Origin of the sequence: Cytobacillus pseudoceanisediminis, from assembly GCF_023516215.1 — a bacterium.
Classification (GTDB): domain Bacteria; phylum Bacillota; class Bacilli; order Bacillales; family Cytobacillaceae; genus Cytobacillus; species Cytobacillus pseudoceanisediminis.
The window spans coordinates 1,756,499-1,779,874 of the sequence record NZ_CP097349.1; the positions used below are offsets into that span (position 1 = coordinate 1,756,499).

Consider the following 23,376-nt stretch of genomic DNA (forward strand, 5'->3'; position numbering starts at 1 on the left):
ATGGATTCCATGATTTAGCAGATTCTTTCCGCCTATATTTCAATGCCATAAAATCAACATCCAGCTTTAATAGAGCCTTTAATTAAGAAAGGGCAGACTCCAACTTATCCCAATAATCGAATTACATTTTTCACAAGAAATAACTTTAGATAGAAAAAACAGTATAAATCTAGTAAGATATCCACATGGAATATTAGAGAAGGGGTAAAAAAATGAGCGTATTAAATGTACAAAATTTAAGTCACGGTTTCGGTGATCGTGCGATTTTCAATGATGTGTCTTTTCGACTTTTAAAAGGTGAACACGTTGGACTAGTTGGGGCAAATGGAGAGGGTAAGTCTACTTTCATGAATATTGTTACCGGGAAGTTACAACCCGACGAGGGGAAAGTTGAGTGGTCACGAAAAGTTCGTGTTGGTTACTTAGATCAGCATGCTGTACTTAAAAAGGGCACTACGATGCGTGACGCTTTGAGTACTGCTTTTCAATATCTTTTTGATGCTGAATCAGAGATCAATGAACTTTATGCAAAAATGGGTGATGAAGGTGCTGATATCGATGCATTACTTGCAGAAGTTGGCGAGCTGCAAGAAACTTTAGATAGTAATGATTTCTATCAAATTAATTCAAAAGTTGAGGAAGTTGCTCGTGGCCTAGGATTAGACGATGTTGGACTTGATCGTGATATAGATGATCTCAGCGGTGGGCAGCGTACGAAAGTTTTACTAGCAAAGCTTTTGCTGGAAAAACCTGAAATCCTATTACTAGACGAGCCTACAAACTATTTGGATGAACAGCATATCGAATGGTTGAAGCGCTATTTACAGGAATATGAGAATGCATTTATCTTGATTTCACATGATATTCCATTCTTGAACAATGTTGTTAACTTGATCTATCACATGGAAAACCAAGAGTTAAATCGCTATGTTGGTGACTATGATAACTTCTTAAAAGTATATGAAATGAAAAAGCAGCAGCTAGAGGCTGCATACAAACGTCAACAACAAGAAATTGCTGATTTAAAGGATTTCGTTGCTCGCAACAAGGCAAGTGTTGCGACTCGTAATATGGCGATGTCTCGTCAAAAGAAGCTCGACAAAATGGAAATTATTGAATTGGGGAGAGAGAAGCCGAAACCAGAGTTTATTTTCAAAGAAGCTCGTGCAGCTAGTCGCTGGATTTTCACGACTGAAGATCTTGTTATTGGTTACAATGAACCACTTTCACGCCCTCTGAATTTAAAAATGGAACGCGGACAAAAAATTGCATTCGTGGGAGCTAACGGTATTGGTAAGTCTACTCTTTTAAAAAGTATTCTTGGATTGATTAGTCCCATTTCGGGTAAAGTGGAACGCGGTGAGTATCAATACATCGGTTACTTCGAGCAGGAAGTTAAGCAGGCCAACTACAACACTTGTATTGAAGAGATTTGGAGCGAGTTCCCAAGTATGAATCAGGCTGAAGTTCGTGCTGCTCTGGCAAAATGCGGATTAACGACGAAACATATTGAAAGTAAAATCGAAGTCCTTTCTGGCGGCGAAAAAGCCAAAGTTCGATTGTGTAAAATTTTAAACACAGAAACGAATTTATTAATTCTAGACGAACCTACCAACCACTTGGATGTGGAAGCAAAAGAAGAGTTAAAGCGAGCTTTAAAGGCATATCGCGGAAGTATCTTGATGGTATCCCACGAACCTGATTTCTATCGTGAAATTGCGACCGATATTTGGAATTGTGAGGATTGGACTACGAAAGTTTTTTAATTTCAATAAACAAGTTTAAATGGTATTAGGTCAATAAAGTAGATACAATCACAATCCCCTGCGGCGCAGGGGTTTTTTCATTTCAGGTCGCCATTTTATCAGGTTCAAACATTGTTCACAAAAAATTCTTATTTACCTTCAAGTGCTACATATAAACATTCTATTAAGATACTCTGGCCATTTCCTATATATGGATCACTCAAAAGCAATACAGGCAATGATTTCTTCGTGTATAATAAGGGAAGTTTTCAATAATGGAAGCGGTTAATTTTGGTGAAAAATAATTGGCAAAGGACTTATAACATCCATGACAAAAAAGAAGATTGCCTGGATAACAGACAGCACTGCTTATATTTCTGAGGATCTGCTCGAACACCCTGATGTTTATATTGTGCCTCTATTAATAACATTCGGTGAGGAGTCATTTGAAGATGGTATTGATTTAAACACAGATCAGCTGTACAGCCGGATCCGGACTGAAAAAGAAGTTCCTAAAACTTCACAGCCTTCTGCCGGGAGATTTGCTGAACTATTTGAAACATTGAAGATTGAATATGATGCTGCGGTCGCTGTACATGTTTCCAGCAAATTAAGCGGTACGATGAACAGCTGCCTGGCCGGATCTGAGCTGGCAGGGTTCCCTGTTTCGGCAGTTGATTCAAAATGCATGTCTTATGCTATTACGTCTTTAATCTATAAAGGATTAAAGCTTGCTGAGAATGAAATGCCAGTTCATAAGATTGCTGAAATCCTTCAAAGTGAGGCAGACAAATCTGAGAATTATATCTTGCTTGGCAGCCTTGAGCAATTTTATAAAGGCGGCAGAATGTCAGGAACACAATATCTGCTGGGAAGCATATTAAAAATAAAGCCAATAATCCGCATTAACCGGGACGGTGCGTTTGAATTGTTTGATAAAGTCCGTTCGGATAAAAAAGCAATTAAAAGAATGATAGAATTGCTCGGGGATGCTTACGAAAGCCACACCATTCCTCAGGTTCAAATCATGCATGGGAATGTGCGGGGCAAAGCGGAGGAACTGGCAGAGGAAATCAAATCACACTTTCCCCGCCTCGATATTATCATTGGTGAAATAAGCTCAACCATTGCTGCCCATGCAGGCGAAGGTACAATCGCCATCATTTGGCAGAATGAAAAGTAAAAAAAGCACTCTCCCTACGGAAAAAGGGAAAGTGCTTTTTTCTATTCAATCCATGTATACATGTACTTTTCATCTTCTATTAACTTAGCTTTTTTCACCAATTTTAATGGCCTGAATGTATCAATCATAACAGCAAGCTCAAGAGTTTCCTTTTTGCCAATGCTTGCTTCAGTCTTCCCGGGATGAGGGCCATGGGGAATCCCGCTCGGATGAAGAGTGATGGAGCCTTCCCTGATACCCTTTCTGCTCATAAAGTTGCCTTCCACATAATAAAGCAGTTCATCACTATTGACATTGCTGTGATAGTAAGGGGCAGGGATGGCCTCTGGATGGTAGTCATATAATCTGGGAACAAAAGAACATACAACAAAATTATGTCCTTCAAATGTCTGATGAACTGGCGGGGGCTGATGGACCCTTCCAGTAATCGGTTCAAAGTCTTCAATATTAAATACCCACGGATAGAGATAGCCGTCCCAGCCTTCCACATCAAGCGGATGATGATTCAGGATATGAGAATGCAAATATCCCCTTGTTTTCGTAATGACTTCATGTTCCCCTTTTTGATCATATGTTTCCAAGGTCTCTGGTCCCCGAATATCTCTTTCACAGAAAGGACTATGTTCGAGCAGCTGCCCATATTCATTTCGATATCTTCTTGGTGTTGTAATTTGGCTGAAGGACTCCACCAGGAGTACTTTTGTCAATTGCTCATTGTCCGGAATCACCCGGTAAATAGTGCCTATCGGAATTATGACATAGTCCCCCGGACGATAGGTTAAGGTTCCGAACATAGTCTCAATTTTTCCTGTTCCATAGTGAATGTAAAGCATCTCATCGCCATCACCATTCCGGTAAAAGCTCTTCATCGGCTCTGTAATATTTATACTGCCTATTAAAAGATCATCATTACCAAGCAGATATTCCCGTGCTGAAAGTGCATTTCCTTTCTTTTCGATTTGATCTGTAAACAAATGGCGGTGCTTCAAGCTTTCCTGTTCCTCATACTCGGGAACATATTTTCCTATCAGCTCAGTACGTGCTACTTCTGTCGGCATGTAGTGATGATAAAGAATGGATTGGGTGCCGGAAAAACCTTTTGTCCCCATAACCTGTTCCCTGAAAAGGGTTCCATCCGATTTTTTGAAAGTCGTATGCCGTTTGTGCGGGATTCTTCCCATTTGGCGATAAAACATGTTTTCCACCTCACTTGTTTGCAATTCGATTTTTTAAGACCCCCAGATTTCCAATCTCAAGCTCAACTTCATCCCCTTGTTCAAGCCAGCGGTGCACATCTGTGCCAAGCTCAAGGATGCAGCCGCTCCCAACAGTCCCAGAGCCTATCATTTCACCAGGGCAAAGGGTTACACCATCAGAAGCCCGCTCAATCATTTCGTAAAAAGAATAGTAGAGATCCTGCATATTCCCCTCTGAGAGAAGAGTTCCATTTACTTTTGCTGTCATCGGCAAATCATAGCCGTTTTCAACACGGAAATGCTCCAGCTCATCTTTTGTAACGATATATGGCCCTGTACTAGTGGCAAAATCCTTCCCTTTTGCAGGGCCAAGACCTACCTTCATTTCTTTGCGCTGAATGTCTCTTGCGCTCCAATCATTCAAGATGCAATAACCGAAAATATAATCATCCGCTTCAGAAGCTTTGATATCCCTTCCTTCTTTTCCAATGATACAGGCAATTTCCAGCTCATAATCAAGCCATTTGCACTGACTGGGACGTGAAATTTCTTCATTCGGCCCCTTGATGCTTAAATGATTTGAGAAATAAAAAACTGGTATGTCATACCATTCGGGTATCATATCAAGTCCGCGGTTAGCTCTTGCCGTTTTTACATGTTCCTCGAAAGCATAGAAATCCCGGAAGCTTTTTGGATTTGGAAGTGGTGCTTTTAAGGTGACTTCCGATAAAGAATATACCCCTCTATCAGTGTCCTTCAGTTTTTTGCTGGTTAATAAGTATTCCATAAAAAATTCATGATTCTCCAGGAATGCCAGCATGGTTTTGGGAAGAACACCATTGGTCGCTTCATGCATATCAACGGCAAACTCCTTATTCTTCAGCCAGCCAGCTCTAATGGATCCATCTGATTTTTGAAAAGTTATGAATTTCATAGCATCACCTTGGCTCTGTTTTTCGGATTAATTCAAATACATCCGTCATCGGCCTGGTATAAATATGTCCTGCCATTCGGCCAACTGGCTTTAGTTTCTCAGAACTAATCCTTCCATTTTCATATAGCTCTTCAGCAACATGCACATGCTCCACTTTACCAATCACCAGGCTTCCTGAGCCAGGTCGTTCTCCAAAATGAAGTACCTGATGGAGACTGCATTCCAAGTGAATTTTTGATTCTTTCACCCGAGGAGGATTCACAGCGGCACTTTTTTCTTTAGTGAGCCCAGCGGCGACCAGTTCGTCTGTACCAGCCGGGTAATCCGCTGCACAAATATTCATCTTCTCTGTAAAGTCTTGACTGACTATGTTAATAACGAATTCCTTTGTTTCTTCGATATTGGCAAGTGTGTCTTTCTTAGAGCCATCTGTCCCTTTTCGCATCGGAGAAAAACAAATCAGCATCGGATCTGCACATATGGCAGTAAAAAAGCTAAATGGAGCTGCATTTACATTTCCATCCGCATCCATAGTGGTAACAAACGCAATGGGACGCGGCAGGATAGAACCAACCAGCAGCTTATAAGCGTCATTCCATTCCAGACTGGCAGGATTTAATTCCATACACCTTACACCGCCTTTTCATTTAGAAGTTTGTTTATCACATCTATGGCTGCTTCATTATCTTCCCTTGTGCCTAAAGTCATCCGAAAAGCATCAAGATATCCCTCAAGCTTCATTTGCCGGACAACTAAGCCATTGGCAATCAAGTTCTCCGCTATTGGATACTGACTAAAAATATAAATAAAGTTGGTTTGGGAAGGAAAAAAGCGAACCTGTAAATCATTTAACTTCTGACTCACAAATTTCATCTCTTTGGCATTTTTTTCAGCACATTCCCTTATAAAGCCTTGGTCATGTAATGCCGCTGCAGCGGCTGCCTGGGCAAGATGATTGACATTAAAAACATCTTTCACCTTATGAAGCTCATTCACTATCTCGGAATCCATGATTCCATAGCCGACACGGAGACCGGCAAGACCGTAAATTTTGGAAAAAGTCCGCAGAATGATCAAATTCGGCTTCTTTTCCAAAAGTGAAATAGAGTCAAGGTAATCTGATGATTGCACATATTCATAGTAAGCTTCATCTAGAATAATCAAGATATTCGAAGGAACTTTTTCGATGAATTGCAGAAGTTCTGTTTTACCGACTATGGTTCCTGTAGGGTTGTTGGGATTGCAGATAAATATCATTTTTGTTTTTTTGCTGACCTGTGCATACATGGCATTTAGATTATGTGTGCCATTTTGCAGCGGGACAGTAATAGCACTGCCTCCTTCAATCAGGACGTTTGTTTCATAGCGAGGAAAGGTCATCTGTGCCATAATAGCCTCGTCTCCAGTGCTTATGTATGCTCTAGTCAATAAACGGATGATTTCTTCTGATCCATTGCTTACAAGAAATTTATCTTGATTTATATTGTAGAATCCGGCCAGTTTGCGCTTAAGCAGGGAAACAGTTCCGTCCGGATAAAAATAAAGGCTATTCATCGCCTTGCTGATGCTGTTCTTTACTTCTGGTGAACAGCCATACACATTTTCATTATCAGACATTTTCCGGACAGCCATTAAATTGAACTTTTCTTTGATCTCTTCCGGCGAGCTGCCAAGCGGATAAGAAACAATCTTCTCCACGGCGCTTTTTGTCTGGATTCTGGCCATCTGTGTTGCCTCCTTCTTAATTATTAAAAAAGGGAGAAAGTATCTCCCCCTCAAAAATAAAAAATACATAATCTTGGAATTCCATTACTGTTTAACTGCTGCGCCTACCCCCTCATGGTGAAGGGGGCGGGGCATTCCTCTTTTCTATTTATAAGTTTCCCCGTCTTTCCTGCTCGCGTTCAATTGATTCGAAGAGTGCTTTAAAGTTGCCTTCACCAAATCCCCGTGCACCTTTACGCTGAATGACTTCAATGAATAGGGTCGGACGGTCTACAATTGGCTTAGTGAAAATTTGAAGCAAATACCCTTCGTCGTCACGGTCGACGAGAATGTTTAATTCTTTCAATTTATCAATCTCTTCATCAATCTTTCCTACACGTTCAGAAAGCATTTCATAGTAAGAATCAGGTGTACTTAAAAACTCCACCCCATTCTTGCGAAGGATGCTGACAGTGCTGACGATATCCTCTGTCAGGATCGCCAGATGCTGCACACCAGGCCCGTTGTAGTATTCCAGATATTCCTCAATCTGGGATTTGCGCTTCCCTTCTGCAGGTTCATTAATCGGAAACTTTATCCTGCCGCCATTATGCATAACCTTGGACATCAGTGCGGAATATTCTGTTGTAATGTCTTTATCTGTAAAGTGTTTCATTTCCTTAAAGCCCATTACATTTGCATAATAATTAACCCATTCCTCCATTCTTTCTACGTTTCCAACCACATGGTCGATTCCGATAAAACCGGCATCTTCAAATGGAACTTCAGTTTGATAAGGCTCAAAGCCAGGCATAAATACCCCTTTATAGTCATTTCGTTCGACAAGTGTGTGAATTGTATCCCCATATGTACCAATAACTGCTTTTTTTATTGTGCCATGCTCATCCCTTATCTCAAAAGGCGGCTGTATTTCAATTGCGCCTCTTTCGACTGCAGCATTGTAGGCTGTTTCAACATCATCGACTGCTAAAGCAATATCTTTTACGCCATCCCCATGCTTTTTAATGAAATTCGATACTCTGGAACTGTCATTTAAAGTTCCGGTTATAACGAGGCGGATCTTTCTTTGCTGAAGAACATAAGACACCGTTTCCCTATTGCCTGTTTCCAAACCAGAATATGCAACTGGCTTAAAGCCGAAAGCCGTGCAGAAATAATGGCAGGACTGTTTCGCATTCCCAGAGTAGATTTCTAAATAATCTACCTCCTTCACTGGAAAGAAATCGGCTTTCTTTTGCTCCCTTAACATTTTTTCATCTTGCATACTAACGCCTCCATTTCAAATATTAGTAATATTTTGAATTTATCATATATGAAACTTGCAAACGTTCTCAAGAGTTCAAGTTAAAGCTATAATGCACTTCTGCATTAAAGTAAGTTACACTTTTAATTTTTGCTCATTTATGCTTTTGGGCGGGATGTGAATAGCCTGATTCCTTAAAGCTTCTACAGCTTCAAGCAAGCCTTCATTTACACTGGGATGGGGATAGTTCGGGAAAATTAGATCTTCATCCCTGGCAGCCATTTCCAATGCCGTGATGCCGGCTGAAATTAGCTCTATTGCCCCGGTGCCTACCATGTGGATTCCCAGAAGAACTTGCTTTTCCTTGCAGCTGATCACTTTTATAAATCCTTCTTTTTTCCGGCCAAAGTGCTGAATCCGTTGGCAGACAATGAAAATTGGCCAATTTCAATATCGTTGCCCAAGTTAATTGCTTCCTTTTCCGTTAACCCGGCACTCGCAATAGCAGGCTGTGTATGAGCTACTATCGGGATGAAATGGAAATCTGATTGAGAATGAATCCCTGCAATCGCTTCTGCAGCTGTTTTTCCTTGTTTAATTGCTTTAACAGCAAGTGCAGGGCCTTCTGTAACATCGCCGACAGCAAAGATATGTTTCTGTGTTGTCCGGCTTTGAGCATCCACCTTAATAAACCCCGCTGCACATTGTTCAACCCCTATTCGGGAAAGACCCAGCTGATTGGTGTTTGGTCTGATTGTAGTTGAAACAAATAAATGTGTGCCTGAAATTGTTTCTATTTTTCCCTTCAATTCAAAAGTTACTGTAAACATGTCCTCCTTAAACTGTAATTTCAATACTTCCGAATTTCTTACAACGTCTATCTTTTTCTTTTTTAAAATCCTCTTCAGTTCCCGGCAAATGGATTGATCGAAATCAAAATCCTCTTTCCCATCATCAAGGATCATAGTTACTTTGGATCCCAGGGCCTGAAAAGCCATACCAATTTCAAGCGCAATATAGTCACTGCCATAGATTAATAGTTTATCGGGTATTTCACTCAAATCCGAAATGGAATGCTGATCAAATACCAGTTCACTTAACTCTCTGGTCCAAGGTGGTTTTTCTGGTGTTCCGCCGGTCGCAATGATTGCATTCCTGAATCTGAAAACATCAAATTTGTCTCCTTTTTCGATGCCAACCTTATCCTCAGACAGAAAAAAAGCTGACCCATTAAGTATTTCAATTTTATTGGCTTTACAGAGCGCTTCAACTCCTGTGCGGAGCTGTTCAATTTTCTTCTGTTTGTATTGCTGAAGCTTATTGAAATTAAACGATATATCTCCTCCTTCTAGCCCCCAATTTTCCCCCTCTAGAAATGAAGTGAATTTTTCTGCAGACTGTGTAAGGATCTTTGAAGGTATGCAGCCTTTATTTAAACAAATCCCGCCAAGCTGGTCCTGTTCAACCAAGGTAACACTGCGTCCAAGCTGAGCGGCACGGATCGCAGCATGATACCCTCCGGGGCCGCCTCCGATAATGATGACATCGCGCTCATGTGCCAGTTCTCCAACTACCATTTATACCATCTCCAGAACAAGCATTTTTGGATTTTTAATCAGTTCAGCAAACCGGTTAGTAAAGCGAACAGCTGTCGCCCCGTCTGCAACTCTATGATCAAAAGACATAGAAATATTCATCATTGACCGGATCACAATCTGGTCATCGTCTGTGACAACAGGCAACTTTTTTGTTTTATGAAATGATACCAGTGCGGTTTGCGGATGCTGAATAATCGGTGTCGCTCCAAAGCTTCCGCCCAGCGGTCCCACATTGCTGATCGTGAATGTCCCGCCAGATATTTCTTTTACAGAAAGCTTATTTTCCACCGCCTTTTCTGTGAGCTGTTTCATTTCCGCATGAATTTCTCTGATTGTTTTGTTCTCAACATGCTTAATGACCGGAACGATGAGCCCCTCATCCGTATCAACCGCAATACCGATATGGTGTACACTTGCTAAATGTATTTCTTCCTTTTCTTCATGCAGGACTGCATTGAACACAGGAAATTCTTTCAGGCATATTGACAATGCCTTCAGGAAAAAGGCTGTTGCAGATATATTTTGGTTTTGGTTTTTTAGTTCTTTTCTGAAAGTGATCAGCTCGGTTACATCGATTTCTTCAAAATGGGTGCAATGTGGAATGGTATAGAGGGATTGTGCCATTTTTCTGGCAATCTGTTTCCTTCTGCCCCTAAACGGAATGATTCCTTTTTCAGCAGGAGGGCTTAATATTGTATCCATCGAAACCGCTGGCTCCTGTTCAGCTGGGTCAGGCTTACTCTGTCCGGATGCTAAGTATTGATAGATGTCTTCATCCAAAATACGTCCGGCAGGACCTGTCCCTGTAATATTCTCAATGTCTATCGAATTTTCCCGTGCTATTTTTCTCGTAAATGGAGATGCAAGCACCCGTTTTCCTTTGAATGAGGCAAAAGATTGCAATGGCTCCTTCAGCTTATGAGAGTTTGCAGGATGAGAAGTGACCTTCACTTTCTCCATGCCATCATGTCCCGACGCCTCTAAAATTAAAATGGTCGTCCCCACTGTAATCGTCTCGCCGGGCTCCACTTTAAATTCCTTAATAATTCCCGCTCTGGGAGCAGGTATTTCAGCAGTCATTTTATCAGTCTGTACTTCAACTAGCGGATCATCGGCTTTCACTGCATCCCCTGGTTTGACTAAAAAGCAATTGATTTCTGCTTCTGTCATGCCTTCTCCAATATCGTGAAGTTTCACTTCCATGGCTTCTCCTCCTAAAACTTCATAACTTTTTCTATTGCGTGCTGGATCCTTGCCGGAGTTGGCAGGTAATGGTCCTCAAAACCGAAATATGGCACTGGTGCATCAAATCCAGTAACCCTTTCAACCGGTGCTTTCTGATATAAAAACGATGTATCATTAATGATGGCAAGCACATCATTTCCTACTCCACCGGTAGCATGAGCTTCATGGACAATGACTGTTCTCCCTGTCTTTTGGACAGATTCTGCGATCATATCTTTATCCAGAGGGAAAAGGGTCCTTAAATCAATCACATCACAATGAGTGTTCTTTTCTTTCATCAGCTCTGCCGCTTTCATAGCCTCAGGCACCATGGCTCCCCACGTAATGACCGTCACATCATCACCCTCCATGAGCTTATTGCCTTTTCCAATTTCAATGCTATACTTCCCTTCAGGAACTTCCTCCTTGGCCGAACGATAGCAGCGCATGGGCTCAAGAAACAGAACTGGATCCGGGTCTTCAATGGCAGCAATCAGCAGTCCTTTCGCATCATAAGGACTGGATGGGCAGACTACCTTAATGCCAGGCATATGTGTAAAAATGGCTTCCGTTGAATCACAGTGAATTTCAGGAGCCCTTACACCTGCACCATACGGAGCCCTTATAACCATCGGAACAGTAAAATGTCCCATCGTCCTCATTCGGATCCTCGAAGCATGAGTCATGATTTGTTCATATGCAGGATAAATAAAGCCCAGAAACTGAATTTCAATCACAGGTAAAAACCCATTTACAGCCATGCCAATCCCCGCTCCGACAAAACCCGCTTCACTTAAAGGAGTATCAATAACACGGCCTTCGCCATACTTAGCCTGAAGACCATCAGTTGCACGAAAAACACCACCGTTCTTTCCGATATCTTCGCCCAGCAGCAAAACCTCTTCCTTTTCATTCAGCATAATATCCAGGGCATCGGTAATGGCTTGAACCAATGTCATGGTTTTTGCTTCAACTGCCGTTTTCATTATTGGCCACCTCCTATCAGCTTCAGGTACTCTTCTTTCTGCTGCTTGATTTGCCATGTCGGCTCTGCAAAGACATGATCAAAGATAACTGCTGGATCGGCAGGAGGGAAATCTTCCATTTCGGCAATAGCCTTATCTATTTCATCTGCTGCTTTCTTTTCAATGGTCTGCACCCATTTCTCATCAAATCTCCCCATATTCTTCATCCAGCGCTCTAGTCTTAAAATGGGGTCAGTCTCCTGTCTTCTGTTGCTGCTTTCGGATTGATCACGGTACTTAGATGGATCATCTGCAGTGGTGTGTGCCCCATACCGCCACGTAACTGCTTCGATTAGTGTCGGCCCTTCACCTTTACGGGCCCTTTCTAATGCATTTAAGGTTTCAAAATAAACCATGAAAACATCATTGCCATCGATTCTGACTCCCGGAATATCATATGCCAGGGCTTTTTGGGCGATTGTTTTTGAATTCATTTGCTTGTTAAAAGGAACAGAGATGGCGTATTGATTGTTTTGATTAAAAAAGACAACCGGCGCTTTAAAAACGCTGGCGAAATTCAACCCCTCATGAAAATCCCCTTCGGAAGTAGCACCATCTCCAAAATAAGCAATAGCAGCATTTGCTGTGCCTTTTTTCCTTTCTGCGAATGCAGCTCCTGCTGCATGAGGGATTTGTGTCGCAATCGGGATGGCCGGAGGAAAAATTTTCTTTCCGTCAGGCGGAACACACCCTTCATTTCTTCCGTTCCAGAACAACAGGATATTTCGCAGTGAGTGGCCAAAGGTCATAGCTGCTCCGTGGTCGCGATAGGTAGGAAACATCCAATCGTTCTCCCTTAGGGCAGCAGCAGTTCCGACCTGGGAAGCCTCCTGTCCTTCATAAGGTGCATATGTGCCTATCCTGCCTTGGCGCTGGAGTGAAATAGCCTTGCGGTCAAAAATACGGATTCTTACCATATTTCTATAAAACTCTTTTACAAGTTTTTCAGTTATTTTTTCTTCATAATCGGAATTGATGATGTTTCCATTTTCGTCCATTATCCGCCTGATCGGAAAGTGATTTTCCATCTTCTCACCCTTTGGCTATTTAATTATTTTTATCACTTTTATAAGGTACATATATTGTTATCCAAGTAAAAAAATTAGGTTCTTACTGACCACTTCGGGCGTTTCATATGGGAGAAAAAGCTATTTCTGCGTGTGCGCGCTTCAATACGGCTCTCGCAGAATTGGTTGGATGCTTCCACGGTTGTTATACCATTTGCTTCAGCATGTTCGTAGATGTTCAGAAGAGAGTTATAAATAGCTTTTGTTTTGCGGAGTACCCTTTCTTTATTAGGTGTGTATAATTCGTCTGCGACCTGGATTAATCCCCCTGCATTCACAATATAATCGGGTGCGTATAATATGCTCTTATCTTTAAGGATTTGACCATGGCGCATATCCTTAAGCTGGTTATTGGCAGAGCCTACGATTGCTTTTACTTTAAGCAAACCGATTGTGTCATCATTAATGATCCCGCCCATTGCACATGGAACAAAAAAGTCTGCCTGGGCCTCATATATTTCATTGCCGGAAAGTACCTTCACCCCGGCACCAATTTCTTTCGCTTTACTGAGAAGCTGGTCGATTGCCTGCCGGCTGATATCTGTCACAAATAAATCTGCCCCTTCCTCCAGCAGTCTTTCTGCCACTTTATATCCAACTTTCCCCAGTCCCTGAATGGCATAACTTTTGCCTGAAAGGTCGTCTGTACCAGTCAGTGCTTTATTGGTTGCCTGCAGACCATAAATAACTCCATGCGCAGTTGGGACCGAAGAATCGCCGCTTCCTCCATAAACCTCATCAACACCTACAATGCAATTCGTTTCCTTTAGGGCATGAACAAAATCTTCTGTAGAAGTACCCATGTCTGTTCCTGTATAGAAGCGCCCGTTCAAGGATTCTACAAATTGGCCAAAAGCACGGAATAGTTCGGGTGTTTTATCTTTTAATGGATCCCCGATAATTACAGCCTTCCCGCCTCCAAAGTCACAATCGGCAGCTGCACATTTATAGGTCATGCCTTTTGATAATCGGAGGACATCTTCAAGGGCCTCATCCACACTGTTGTATGGAAACATACGGCATCCTCCCAAAGCCGGCCCCAATCTAGTGCTGTGGATTGCAATGATAGCCTTTAAACCGGTTGATTCATCGTTGCAGAAAACAACTTGTTCATGATCTTTAATTTTTTGAAACATATCTGTCATTTCATTCTCCCCTTTATTCATGATAGCGCTTACAATAAAATTAAATAAAAATGCCTTTTTTGTTTAGGCTCAGCTGCATCTAATCTTTTAATCTCTCTTTAACATTTCTGCAATCCTGCTTTTCTTCAGAATTACCTGTTTGACTTCACCTTCGCCAGCCAGTATTTTTCCATTATGGACTGTAACAGTTGAGTAAACTGAATTTCCATCCAGCTTGGATACGGTAGCCGTTATGATAATGGATGAGCCTTCAGGTGAAGGGGATAAATGCCTGGCAGAAACAGCTCCCCCGATCCCTTCTTCTTCCTCATCCAAGTAGGGGATGATCAGCAGGCGTGATGCCCATTCCATGTGATAGATCATCGTTACGGTTGAATAGGCAGGATGAATGACCTCCCCTTCAAACTGTGCGAACATCTCAGGGGAAACCACTGCATGGACAACTGCCTGGTTCCCAATTTGCAGCCCAGGTTTCATACCATCCCTCCTGTAATACATAAAATATGTATGACGTTTATTTAACGATATGATACCATTACGTTAAATAAATAGTCAATAAATTGTAAAAACTTTAAAAATTCTTTTGATTCCCTTCCATGCAAAAAGGATTAACCAGCAAAATTGGCTAATCCTTTTTATTTTTCTAAGAAAGCAAAGCACGATCACTTGCCATTTTTGTTCCGCGAATCCGCTGAAATTCGTTTAGCAGCTGTTCAATTGTCAGATGCTGTTTCTGTTCATCATCTACTTCAAGAATAATCTGGCCTTTATCCATCATAATCAGCCTATTACCTAAATCCAGCGCCTGCTGCATATTATGAGTGACCATTAAAGTGGTTAAATTGTACTTTTTAACAATTTCTTTTGTCAGATTCGTTATAAGCTCTGCACGAGCCGGATCAAGAGCAGCGGTATGTTCATCGAGCAATAGAATGGATGGCTCTGTGAAGGTAGCCATTAGTAATGAAAGTGCCTGCCGCTCTCCTCCTGATAATAAACCAACCTTTGCATTTAGACGGTTTTCAAGGCCGAGATGGAGGGTTTCCAGAACTTCTCGAAAATAGTCTTTGCGCTTTTTCGTAACTCCTTTTTTTAATGATCTTGTTTTATTTCTTGAATATGCCATGGCAAGATTTTCTTCAATTGTCATGGACGGAGCGGTACCAGCCATCGGATCCTGAAAAACCCGGCCTATGAGCTTTGCCCGATTATATTCAGACATGCCCGTGACATTTTGGCCATCGATATAAACGGAGCCGACATCAGGAATCATGACACCGGAGATAATATTCATTAAAGTGGACTTCCCTGCGCCATTACTTCCAATTACGGTGACAAAGTCCCCCTCATTTAATGTGAGATTGATCGTATCAAGTGCAATCTTTTCATCTGGAGTCCCTTCATTGAAGACTTTATGAATCTGATTTAATTGCAGCACCAGTCTCACCCTTTCCGCCTGATGGCAATTCACTTATGTTCATGCTTCCTGCCAGTCTTTTGGCTTTCCGTTTCTTCTCCTTAGTGCGGTCAATAATTTTCGGCATTATTAAAGCAAGGATTACAATTGTTGCTGTAATCAGCTTCATATCACCCGGTTCCAGGAACTCTACCCTCAGTGCCATGGTCACTACAATGCGGTAGATAATTGCTCCGCCAATAACCGCTAGAGTAGTTCTGGCAATGGTTTTTGTGCCAAATAACGCTTCACCGATGATGACTGAAGCAAGCCCAATGATAATCATTCCGATACCCATACCAACATCGGCGAATCCTCCCTGCTGGGCAATCAATGCTCCGGAGAAAGCGACCATTGCATTGGAAAGGCCGAGCCCCAAAATCACCATCATGTTGGTGTTGGCAGAAAGACTGCGGATCATTCTCTTGTTGTCGCCTGTAGCCCTTAAAGCTAAACCAATCTCCGTCTGAAGAAACCGATCTGTCAAAAATTTTATTGCCAATGTTACAACTAACATAAATATGATAATGCCCCATGTTCTCGGGAGGCTGCCGCCAAGTCCCGCCATGGTCAATAGACTGTTGAAAAAAGAATCAATTCCTGTTTTATCCCAAAAATCCCTGACATGAGTAATAGCAGTTTCTGTGTTCAAGAGCGGAACATTTGATTTACCCATGATACGAAGGTTTATTGAATACAGAGCAATCATCATAAGGATTCCTGATAAAAGCGCATTGATTTTTCCGAAAGTATGAATAATACCAGTAAGGCAGCCGGCAATAAAACCTGCAAATAAGGCAGTAATCGTAGCCAAAAAGGATTAGCACCGCTGACAATCATGGTTGCGGCTACCGCCGCTCCAGTCACAAAACTTCCATCGACTGTTAAATCAGGAAAGTCAAGGACCCTGAACGATAAATAAACTCCAAGTGCCATAATTGCGTAAATAATACCTGACTCAAACGCACCGAATATGGCTGTAAACACTAAGAATCACACCCTTTATAAATTGAATAAGAAATTAAAACATGCCGTCACTCGACAAAAACGTTAGCTTTTAGTAGGAGCGCCGCCCCCTCAAGGTGTTGAGGATCGGCAAGGCGCTTCCGCTTTTCTTCTTGGCTAATAGCTTAGAAAGCAGCCGGCCGGATATTGCATTGTCAGCCGGCAGATTTACATTTACTCTTCATGGAACTCAGCGAAATCAGCCCATTCTTCTTTTACTTCCAGTCCTTGTGCTTCAGCTGCTTTTTTATTGATCACCAGTTTGAGGCTTCCAGGAAGCTCAACCGGAATTTCAGATGGCTTTTTATTTCCTTTTAAGATCTCAGCGGCCATTTTGCCTGTCTGATAACCTAGATCGAAATAGTTGAATCCGCTGGCTGCAATAGCCCCGCGTTTCATGGAATCCAGTTCACCCACAAATAAAGGGATCTTTTTGCTGTCAGCGACAGAAATAACCGATTCAAGCGCAGACACAACCGTGTTATCTGTAGGGATATATATGGCATCTACCCTTCCAACAAGAGAGTCGGCCGCCTGCTTAACTTCAGCAGAGGTTGAAACAGATGCTTCAACAATTTTTGCTCCTTTTGGTTCTGCAAGTTCTTTTACCTGCTTAACCTGTACCTCGGAATTTTGCTCTCCAGAATTGTAAATGATGCCAATATTCTTAACACCCGCTTCATCAATCATAAAATCAATTGTTTTTGAAGTTCCTTCCGGGTGGTTATCTGTAGTACCTGTAATATTGTCTCCAGGCTGATCAAAGGATTCAACAAGGCCGGCTCCAACAGGGTCTGTAACAGATGTGAAAAGGATCGGAATGTCCTTCGTCGCATTTAGAGCACTCACGGCACTCGGAGTAGCATTTGCAAAAATCATATCCACTTTATCGCCGACAAAATTATTAGCGATCGACTGCGTGTTATTCATGTCAGCCTGAGCATTTTGGAAATCGAATTTTACATTATCGCCTTCTTTAAACCCTTCATCTTCCAATGCTTTTTTAAATCCCTCTGTCGCAGCATCTAAAGATGGATGTTCAACAAATTGTGTGATGCCAATTGTGTATTGCTTCTTCTCATCTCCTTCTGAAGAAGAACCACTGGATTTTTCCTCTCCGCAGCCGCTTAAAACAAGCATTCCTGCAGCCATTAATAAGGAAAGAGCTTTTAACGATTTTTTCATTATATGACCCCCTATTCAAATTTATTAACTATCAGCTTGCTGATAGTTTAATCCTGCTATGTATGCGCTTACATCCCGAAGTGGAAAACAGTACGCAAAATGGTTTTCACCATTTATATGATATTTACTTTCAATATCGTAAATACAACGTTATATTATCACCCTAAGCATTTGAGTGTCAATAATATTCTAAAAATTTAATATATTTAATAAGTTATGATGGCATAAAAAAACAAGCAGGAATATAACTGCCTGCTTGCTAGTTTAATAGCTTTTTAGCCTTATGAAGCTGAAGTTTAGCATCCTCTATCATATTATCCAAAAGCTCCTTTACGCTTGGAAGATCAGCAATCAGGCCAGCTATCTGCCCGCTGTTCATAAACCCTTCATCACCGTTTCCATTTATTGCTCCAATTTTATGATAGTCTTCTGAAGTAAGTTTATTAAACTCATCAAGACTGATGCCCTGTTTTTCGTAATCCAGCAATTTATTGGCATACCCGGTGGAAAGCACTCTTCTTATTCTTCCAACTGAACGCCCCACTATAAGGGTTTCATGATCGGATGCTTCAATAATTTTCTGTTTATATTGCGGGTGGAATGGTGCTTCCTTGGTTGCTATGAATCTAGTGCCCATTTGCACACCGCTTGCCCCCAGGGCAAGCATGGCAGCAAGCCCTTTGCCATCACCGATACCCCCGGCAGCCACGACAGGGACTGACACCACTCCTGTAATCTGAGGGATTAATACGAGTGTAGTGGTTTCAAGAGAACTATTGATTCCTGCTGCCTCATACCCTTCAGCAGCAATAATATCCGCACCGGCTGTCTCTGCTTTCAGCGCCTGTCTTACTGAAGCAGCTACAGTTATAACTTTCACACCTTTTTCATGCAGCTTAGGGATAAAAGGAGTCGGGTTTCCCGCCGAAAGGGATACGGCTGGAATCTTATGTTTAATTACAAGGGAAAGGATTTCCTTTACATAAGGGGAGACACTTAATGCTACATTAACTGCAAATGGCTTATTTGTTAAACTTCTTGTTTCCTCAATTATCTTCTCAACATCCTCAGGAGGCATTGTTCCTGCTCCGATGGTGCCCAGCCCTCCAGCTTCCGAGACTGCCGCTGTTAAAATGGCATTGCTGATATTCCCCATGCCGCCCTGAATAATTGGATATTTAATATTTAAAATGTCCGTTAATATATTCAATCAAATTCCTCCTTCGTTAAAATAATGTTATACTAATTTTAATAGTTTGACAATTAGGAGCACATATACTTAACAATGAAGGATGCAGTCAATGCCTCAGGTAAAATACCCTTTCATTCACATCGCCGTTTTGCAGACAGGCCTCTATTCATTCCCCTTTTCCATTTTCAGCGAAATTTTATAAAACATTATTTGCAGGGTCTGAACAAATGCATATATAGGGAAAGACCAGGCCATCTGATAGCCCTTTTCATAATGAAATATGCCGAGCTTAACAGAGAACCATTCAATCACTACAGCCAAAATAGACCAGAGTGTGACATACAGGATATTCATATATCCCTTTAGATTTAATTTCACATATAAATAAATGAAAAAGTAACTGTATGGCCCGTACATAATATAGCTTAAAAAATCAATGAATTGATATTTTGATGTATCATTGACATCATAATAATCCCACGCCCCGACACTTATGGTGTGATCGAAGAACATCCCGATAAATATGCCTATGGTGATATGTACTGCCGTTTCCAAGCCAGAAAATTTTTTAGGCAGTTTCCATATAAGAATTAGCGATACCAGTAAATTGGCCAATACAAACCATTCATTTGCGTCAAAAGCTCTTTCATAAACCTTTACCATAATTAGTAGACTCCTGCATTAGATACATTAACACCTTGGATAATCCGAGGCCGGCAATCAAGAAAGCCGTATTACCTATGCCAGCTTTGAGTAAATTCCAGTTTAAATATGTAATTACTCCAGAAGTGCTGCTGAAAAGATCCATACCAAGAAGACAGATTAAGAATAAGGCGAAGACAGTTATCCTTTTTACACCAGATGGAGTTTTCCAATAAATATTTATAAACATAAGAACTAGAATGGGGCCAATAATTTCACGATGAATCAAGAATACAATAAATAAAATAGAATCTTCTGTAATATGAATCCACTTTAATTGAAGAGCAAGTATGGTTGTGTAATTTCGGGCTGCAATTGAAATTAGCATAAGAACCAGAGAGTTTTGCAAAAAGGAAAGCTTTTTTCTATAAAGAAAAAGAAACTTAGTGTATAAAATGCAATTACAATTGCTGCAGGCAGAATCATTAAATCACCTTATGAGGCTTATTTTTAAATACCATCATACATTTAATATTGTTTTGGTAAGATGCATTTATTCATTAATCCTATGATTGTATAAATGAAAGAGCCATCCTGCCTGCAAGATGGCTCTTTCTCACTCAACCATATAGGGATGATTTAATGCGTCATAATCAGCATCCCTGTTTTTAAGTTCATTTCCTTCCTTAAAAACACTTTCAAAAAACCTTGATGCCGGTTCTGCCAGTTCTTTATAATATTCACTGAATAAAGCAGCAGCATGACCGCCCAGCCATTTATCAGGAAGAAGTTCTTCGGGAAGCCCCGGATCCACAAAGAGGAATTTCCGGTATTCATGCACAAGCTTTGTTCTTTCCACAAAACATTCTGCATCAGTCATATTCCCCTTTTGGATTTTATTTTTATCAATGATATATTTCTGGCTGTATTCCGAAATAAACTCCTGGTATCTTTCATTGATTTCTGTCAGGTTCCAGCTTTTTTCAACAATTTCGATATTCTTATGCGGACCTGCATACCTGGCAATAAAGAAATCAACATAGTCGGCAATTTCATATTTCTCAATCAAATCAAATACTTGTTTCTCAAGATTATTAGCTGAGATCCAGCAGCTGCTGGACATGGAGCCAAAACCGCTCCAAACTAGTTCCTTCCGCAATTCATCACGCACATTGCGGATTTCTTCCGGGATGGTATACATAAGCATTCGCCACTTGCCATCCCACTCTTCAGGCTTTAATTTAAAGATACGCTTAGCCGCTTCCTCAATCCTTTTCTGCCCTCTTGGCGTTAAGGAATAATAGCTTTTATTGCCGATCTTTTCTGCACTTACCCATCCCTGCTTATTCATTCTTGAAATAGCAGCTCTGACAGACTGATCATTATGCCCAAATTCGCTTAAAAGCTTGATAAGGCTGCCAATCCAAATGTTGCTTCCATAATGTGAAATATAATCGCCATAAAGTGTGAAAATCATTGACCTTGTATTCAACTTGCATTCATCCTCATTTCATCATGTGGGTTGAACGGAAAAAATTCGTTATATACAATTGTACTAAAATTAGATAGTTTTGAACAACACTTTTTCGGCATACTAAATAATTTGACTGCCTCTGCCTTCATTCTATACCGCCCAAGTCTTTATAAACCCTAAAAACCATAGAGTAAAAAGTCTCTATGGTCATCGCTCGACGATTGTAGAAATCCCCTGGCCAACTCCCACACACATCGTTGCCAGGCCGTATTTTGAATTCCTGCGCTTCATTTCATGCAATAAAGTTGTCAGAATACGGGCACCGCTCGCCCCAAGCGGATGGCCAAATGCAATCGCTCCGCCATTTACATTTACCCGCTCCGAATCGGCGCCAAGTTCTTTAATGCAGGCAAGGGATTGTGAAGCAAAAGCTTCATTTAATTCGGTTAAGTCTATATCATTCATCGTAAGACCAGCCCTCTTCAATGCTTTCTGAGTGGAATAAACAGGACCTGCCCCCATAATCGAAGGCTCAAGCCCTGCTGTTGCGGATACAATATAAGTTCCAAGGGGCTGTAATCCAAGTTCACTCGCTTTTTCCTCTGACATTAGCAGCAATACAGATGCACCGTCGTTAACACCTGAAGCATTACCTGCTGTTACAGTTCCCCCTGAAAAATGGGTTTTAAGCTTGAGAGCTTATCAAAAGTAGTTTCCGGACGGGGATGCTCATCACATGAAATCGTTATTTCATCCCCTTTTTTATCCATGTATGTAACAGGAATGATTTCATCGTCGAATTTGCCTTTTTCAATAGCTGATTTTGCTCTCTTCTGGCTTTCAAAAGCAAACAGATCCTGCTCTTCACGCGATATGCCATACTTTTCGGCCACATTTTCTGCTGTTTTGGGCATGCTTTCAGCACCGTACATTTTCTCAAGCCTGCTATTTGTAAATCGCCACCCGATGGTTGTGTCATACATCTCCATATTCCCTCTTGGAAACTCGCTGCTTGGTTTTGCCATGACAAATGGGGCACGTGTCATGCTTTCCGTACCGCCTGCAATAAAAATATCTCCTTCTCCGGCTAAAATGGCCCGTGCAGCATAATTAACAGCATCTAAACCAGACCCGCAAAGCCGGTTAACAGTTGAAGCAGCCACTTCGACAGGCAAACCGGCAAGCAAAGCTGCCATCCTGGCTACATTGCGATTATCTTCACCTGCCTGATTGGCATTTCCCAGTATGACCTCTTCAATTTCTGCAGGATTCACCATCGGATTTCTATCCAGCAGAGCCCTAATGACGATAGCTCCCAAATCATCCGGACGAATATCCTTTAACCCGCCTTTATATCTTCCGATCGGAGTCCTGACAGCATCCACAATTACTGCTTTTCTCATTGCTTAACTCCCTCTCTGGCAGTGTAATCAAAAACACCCCTGCCCGACTTGCGTCCAAGCCTTCCAGCTTTTACATATTGTTCAAGGAGCGGTGCCGGCCGGTATTTTTCTCCCAGCTTACTGTGAAGGTATTTTAAATTATTCAGGCGTGTATCGAGGCCGACAAGATCGCCAAGCTCGAATGGCCCCATTGGATAATTCAGTCCAAGCTTAATTGCCTTATCAATTTCTTCAGGTGAGCCGAGACCTTCCTGCAGCATATAAAATGCCTCATTACCAACGAGCGCACTGATTCTGCTTGTTACAAATCCTGGAAACTCATTAATGACTACTGTTTCTTTCCCCATTTGCTCAGCAGCACGTTTAATTGACTGTGCTGTTTCTTCGCTGGTTTCAAGCCCTTTAATAATTTCAACAAGCGGCATTTTTTGGACAGGATTAAAGAAATGCATGGCAATCACTTTGTCCGGACGTTTTGTAAATGATCCAATCTCGGTTGGACTCATGGTAGAGGTGTTTGTTGCAAAACAGCAGTGCTCAGGTGCGTGCTGGTCAATCACCTCAAAAATATTTTTCTTAATATCCATCACTTCAGGGACTGCCTCAATAACAAGATCAGCTGCACTTACATGCTGAGCAAGACTTACAGAATAGGTAAGACGATTTTTGCCTGCTTCCATATCAGCGGCTGTTATTTTATTCCTGGCGAGTCCTTTTTCAAAGATGCTATCAATCTCTCTTTCCGCACGGGTTAATTGTTCCCGGCTGATATCTACAAGAGTGGTGTAAAATCCTCCTATTGCACTGACATACGCAATCCCCCGCCCCATCACGCCTGAACCGATTACGACTATATTTTTCATGGTGTAATCCCCTTTCAGTTTATAAAAATGCGAGCACCCGAAACGAGATGCTCGCAAGAAGAACATAAAAC

Annotated in this window: 19 protein-coding genes and 3 pseudogenes; 2 read left to right on the top strand and 20 right to left on the bottom strand. The window is 41.5% G+C overall.

The features are described 5' to 3' along the window. Positions 1-212: 212 nt before the first annotated feature. Positions 213-1,766: an ABC-F family ATP-binding cassette domain-containing protein gene (locus M5V91_RS09395; protein ID WP_009334734.1), complete on the top strand. Its 1,554-nt coding sequence runs from the start codon at positions 213-215 to the stop codon at positions 1,764-1,766. A 307-nt stretch (positions 1,767-2,073) separates the two neighbouring features. Continuing rightward, the gene (locus tag M5V91_RS09400) at positions 2,074-2,928 is read left to right on the top strand and encodes a DegV family protein (protein WP_019382980.1); all 855 of its coding nucleotides are present in this window, start codon (positions 2,074-2,076) and stop codon (positions 2,926-2,928) included. A 41-nt stretch (positions 2,929-2,969) separates the two neighbouring features. Here the strand turns inward: M5V91_RS09400 and M5V91_RS09405 are convergent, their stop codons facing one another. The 20 genes and pseudogenes from M5V91_RS09405 to M5V91_RS09510 form a co-directional block, all read right to left on the bottom strand. Then, positions 2,970-4,124, bottom strand: a complete 1,155-nt coding sequence (locus tag M5V91_RS09405) for a homogentisate 1,2-dioxygenase (RefSeq protein ID WP_284522039.1) — start codon at positions 4,122-4,124, stop codon at positions 2,970-2,972. Positions 4,125-4,134: 10 nt separating this feature from the next. Further along, positions 4,135-5,058, bottom strand: coding sequence for a fumarylacetoacetate hydrolase family protein (locus M5V91_RS09410; protein ID WP_071157757.1), 924 nt, complete (start codon positions 5,056-5,058; stop codon positions 4,135-4,137). 4 nt (positions 5,059-5,062) lie between these two features. Next, positions 5,063-5,683 (bottom strand): flavin reductase family protein, encoded by a 621-nt coding sequence (locus M5V91_RS09415; protein WP_284522040.1) that lies wholly within the window; start codon positions 5,681-5,683, stop codon positions 5,063-5,065. A gap of 5 nt (positions 5,684-5,688) precedes the next feature. Continuing rightward, positions 5,689-6,783, bottom strand: coding sequence for a histidinol-phosphate transaminase (gene hisC, locus M5V91_RS09420; protein WP_192908558.1), 1,095 nt, complete (start codon positions 6,781-6,783; stop codon positions 5,689-5,691). Between the two features lie 148 nt (positions 6,784-6,931). Continuing rightward, positions 6,932-8,047 carry a 4-hydroxyphenylpyruvate dioxygenase gene (gene hppD / locus M5V91_RS09425; protein WP_192908557.1) on the bottom strand — a complete coding sequence of 372 codons (1,116 nt, stop codon included), beginning with the start codon at positions 8,045-8,047 and terminating at the stop codon, positions 6,932-6,934. A 114-nt stretch (positions 8,048-8,161) separates the two neighbouring features. After that, positions 8,162-9,603 (bottom strand): annotated as a pseudogene (gene lpdA, locus M5V91_RS09435) (dihydrolipoyl dehydrogenase). Continuing rightward, on the bottom strand, positions 9,604-10,827 hold the full coding sequence (locus M5V91_RS09440) for a dihydrolipoamide acetyltransferase family protein (RefSeq protein ID WP_192908555.1): 1,224 nt from the start codon (positions 10,825-10,827) through the stop codon (positions 9,604-9,606). It lies immediately after the preceding pseudogene. Between the two features lie 11 nt (positions 10,828-10,838). After that, on the bottom strand, positions 10,839-11,834 hold the full coding sequence (locus tag M5V91_RS09445; RefSeq protein ID WP_071157767.1) for an alpha-ketoacid dehydrogenase subunit beta: 996 nt from the start codon (positions 11,832-11,834) through the stop codon (positions 10,839-10,841). Further along, positions 11,834-12,901 (bottom strand): pyruvate dehydrogenase (acetyl-transferring) E1 component subunit alpha, encoded by a 1,068-nt coding sequence (pdhA, locus tag M5V91_RS09450; RefSeq protein WP_019382973.1) that lies wholly within the window; start codon positions 12,899-12,901, stop codon positions 11,834-11,836. The genes M5V91_RS09445 and pdhA overlap by 1 nt, the downstream gene beginning before the upstream one ends. Before the next feature lie 74 nt (positions 12,902-12,975). Next, positions 12,976-14,085: a Leu/Phe/Val dehydrogenase gene (locus tag M5V91_RS09455; RefSeq protein ID WP_192908554.1), complete on the bottom strand. Its 1,110-nt coding sequence runs from the start codon at positions 14,083-14,085 to the stop codon at positions 12,976-12,978. A gap of 87 nt (positions 14,086-14,172) precedes the next feature. Continuing rightward, positions 14,173-14,562 carry a thioesterase family protein gene (locus M5V91_RS09460; RefSeq protein WP_009334747.1) on the bottom strand — a complete coding sequence of 130 codons (390 nt, stop codon included), beginning with the start codon at positions 14,560-14,562 and terminating at the stop codon, positions 14,173-14,175. A 166-nt stretch (positions 14,563-14,728) separates the two neighbouring features. After that, positions 14,729-15,523: an ABC transporter ATP-binding protein gene (locus tag M5V91_RS09465; protein ID WP_009334748.1), complete on the bottom strand. Its 795-nt coding sequence runs from the start codon at positions 15,521-15,523 to the stop codon at positions 14,729-14,731. After that, positions 15,498-16,477, bottom strand: a pseudogene (locus M5V91_RS09470) (ABC transporter permease). Before M5V91_RS09470 ends, M5V91_RS09465 begins: the two are co-directional and overlap by 26 nt. A gap of 243 nt (positions 16,478-16,720) precedes the next feature. Continuing rightward, positions 16,721-17,731: an ABC transporter substrate-binding protein gene (locus tag M5V91_RS09480; protein ID WP_009334750.1), complete on the bottom strand. Its 1,011-nt coding sequence runs from the start codon at positions 17,729-17,731 to the stop codon at positions 16,721-16,723. A gap of 259 nt (positions 17,732-17,990) precedes the next feature. Next, on the bottom strand, positions 17,991-18,941 hold the full coding sequence (locus M5V91_RS09485; protein ID WP_009334751.1) for an NAD(P)H-dependent flavin oxidoreductase: 951 nt from the start codon (positions 18,939-18,941) through the stop codon (positions 17,991-17,993). A gap of 144 nt (positions 18,942-19,085) precedes the next feature. Further along, positions 19,086-19,586, bottom strand: coding sequence for a hypothetical protein (locus tag M5V91_RS09490; protein ID WP_009334752.1), 501 nt, complete (start codon positions 19,584-19,586; stop codon positions 19,086-19,088). Further along, positions 19,570-19,974 carry a hypothetical protein gene (locus tag M5V91_RS09495; protein ID WP_284522045.1) on the bottom strand — a complete coding sequence of 135 codons (405 nt, stop codon included), beginning with the start codon at positions 19,972-19,974 and terminating at the stop codon, positions 19,570-19,572. Before M5V91_RS09495 ends, M5V91_RS09490 begins: the two co-directional genes overlap by 17 nt. A gap of 207 nt (positions 19,975-20,181) precedes the next feature. Next, positions 20,182-21,057 (bottom strand): phenylacetic acid degradation operon negative regulatory protein PaaX, encoded by an 876-nt coding sequence (paaX, locus tag M5V91_RS09500; protein WP_009334754.1) that lies wholly within the window; start codon positions 21,055-21,057, stop codon positions 20,182-20,184. A gap of 189 nt (positions 21,058-21,246) precedes the next feature. After that, a pseudogene (locus M5V91_RS09505) lies at positions 21,247-22,442 on the bottom strand (thiolase family protein). Next, the gene (locus tag M5V91_RS09510; protein WP_192908552.1) at positions 22,439-23,305 is read right to left on the bottom strand and encodes a 3-hydroxyacyl-CoA dehydrogenase; all 867 of its coding nucleotides are present in this window, start codon (positions 23,303-23,305) and stop codon (positions 22,439-22,441) included. The pseudogene M5V91_RS09505 and the gene M5V91_RS09510 overlap by 4 nt, the downstream one beginning before the upstream one ends. Positions 23,306-23,376: the final 71 nt, after the last annotated feature.

What these genes read in the sequence shown, in the direction of transcription:
- M5V91_RS09440 (WP_192908555.1), bottom strand. Translation starts at nt 10,827, where the DNA reads ATGGAAGTGAAACTTCACGATATTGGAGAAGGCATGACAGAAGCAGAA.
- M5V91_RS09415 (WP_284522040.1), bottom strand. Translation starts at nt 5,683, where the DNA reads ATGGAATTAAATCCTGCCAGTCTGGAATGGAATGACGCTTATAAGCTG.
- hppD (WP_192908557.1), bottom strand. Translation starts at nt 8,047, where the DNA reads ATGCAAGATGAAAAAATGTTAAGGGAGCAAAAGAAAGCCGATTTCTTT.
- M5V91_RS09410 (WP_071157757.1), bottom strand. Translation starts at nt 5,058, where the DNA reads ATGAAATTCATAACTTTTCAAAAATCAGATGGATCCATTAGAGCTGGC.
- hisC (WP_192908558.1), bottom strand. Translation starts at nt 6,783, where the DNA reads ATGGCCAGAATCCAGACAAAAAGCGCCGTGGAGAAGATTGTTTCTTAT.
- M5V91_RS09400 (WP_019382980.1), top strand. Translation starts at nt 2,074, where the DNA reads ATGACAAAAAAGAAGATTGCCTGGATAACAGACAGCACTGCTTATATT.
- M5V91_RS09395 (WP_009334734.1), top strand. Translation starts at nt 213, where the DNA reads ATGAGCGTATTAAATGTACAAAATTTAAGTCACGGTTTCGGTGATCGT.
- M5V91_RS09460 (WP_009334747.1), bottom strand. Translation starts at nt 14,562, where the DNA reads ATGAAACCTGGGCTGCAAATTGGGAACCAGGCAGTTGTCCATGCAGTG.
- M5V91_RS09510 (WP_192908552.1), bottom strand. Translation starts at nt 23,305, where the DNA reads ATGAAAAATATAGTCGTAATCGGTTCAGGCGTGATGGGGCGGGGGATT.
- M5V91_RS09405 (WP_284522039.1), bottom strand. Translation starts at nt 4,124, where the DNA reads ATGTTTTATCGCCAAATGGGAAGAATCCCGCACAAACGGCATACGACT.
- M5V91_RS09480 (WP_009334750.1), bottom strand. Translation starts at nt 17,731, where the DNA reads ATGAAAAAATCGTTAAAAGCTCTTTCCTTATTAATGGCTGCAGGAATG.
- pdhA (WP_019382973.1), bottom strand. Translation starts at nt 12,901, where the DNA reads ATGGAAAATCACTTTCCGATCAGGCGGATAATGGACGAAAATGGAAAC.
- M5V91_RS09490 (WP_009334752.1), bottom strand. Translation starts at nt 19,586, where the DNA reads ATGGTAAAGGTTTATGAAAGAGCTTTTGACGCAAATGAATGGTTTGTA.
- M5V91_RS09455 (WP_192908554.1), bottom strand. Translation starts at nt 14,085, where the DNA reads ATGACAGATATGTTTCAAAAAATTAAAGATCATGAACAAGTTGTTTTC.
- M5V91_RS09445 (WP_071157767.1), bottom strand. Translation starts at nt 11,834, where the DNA reads ATGAAAACGGCAGTTGAAGCAAAAACCATGACATTGGTTCAAGCCATT.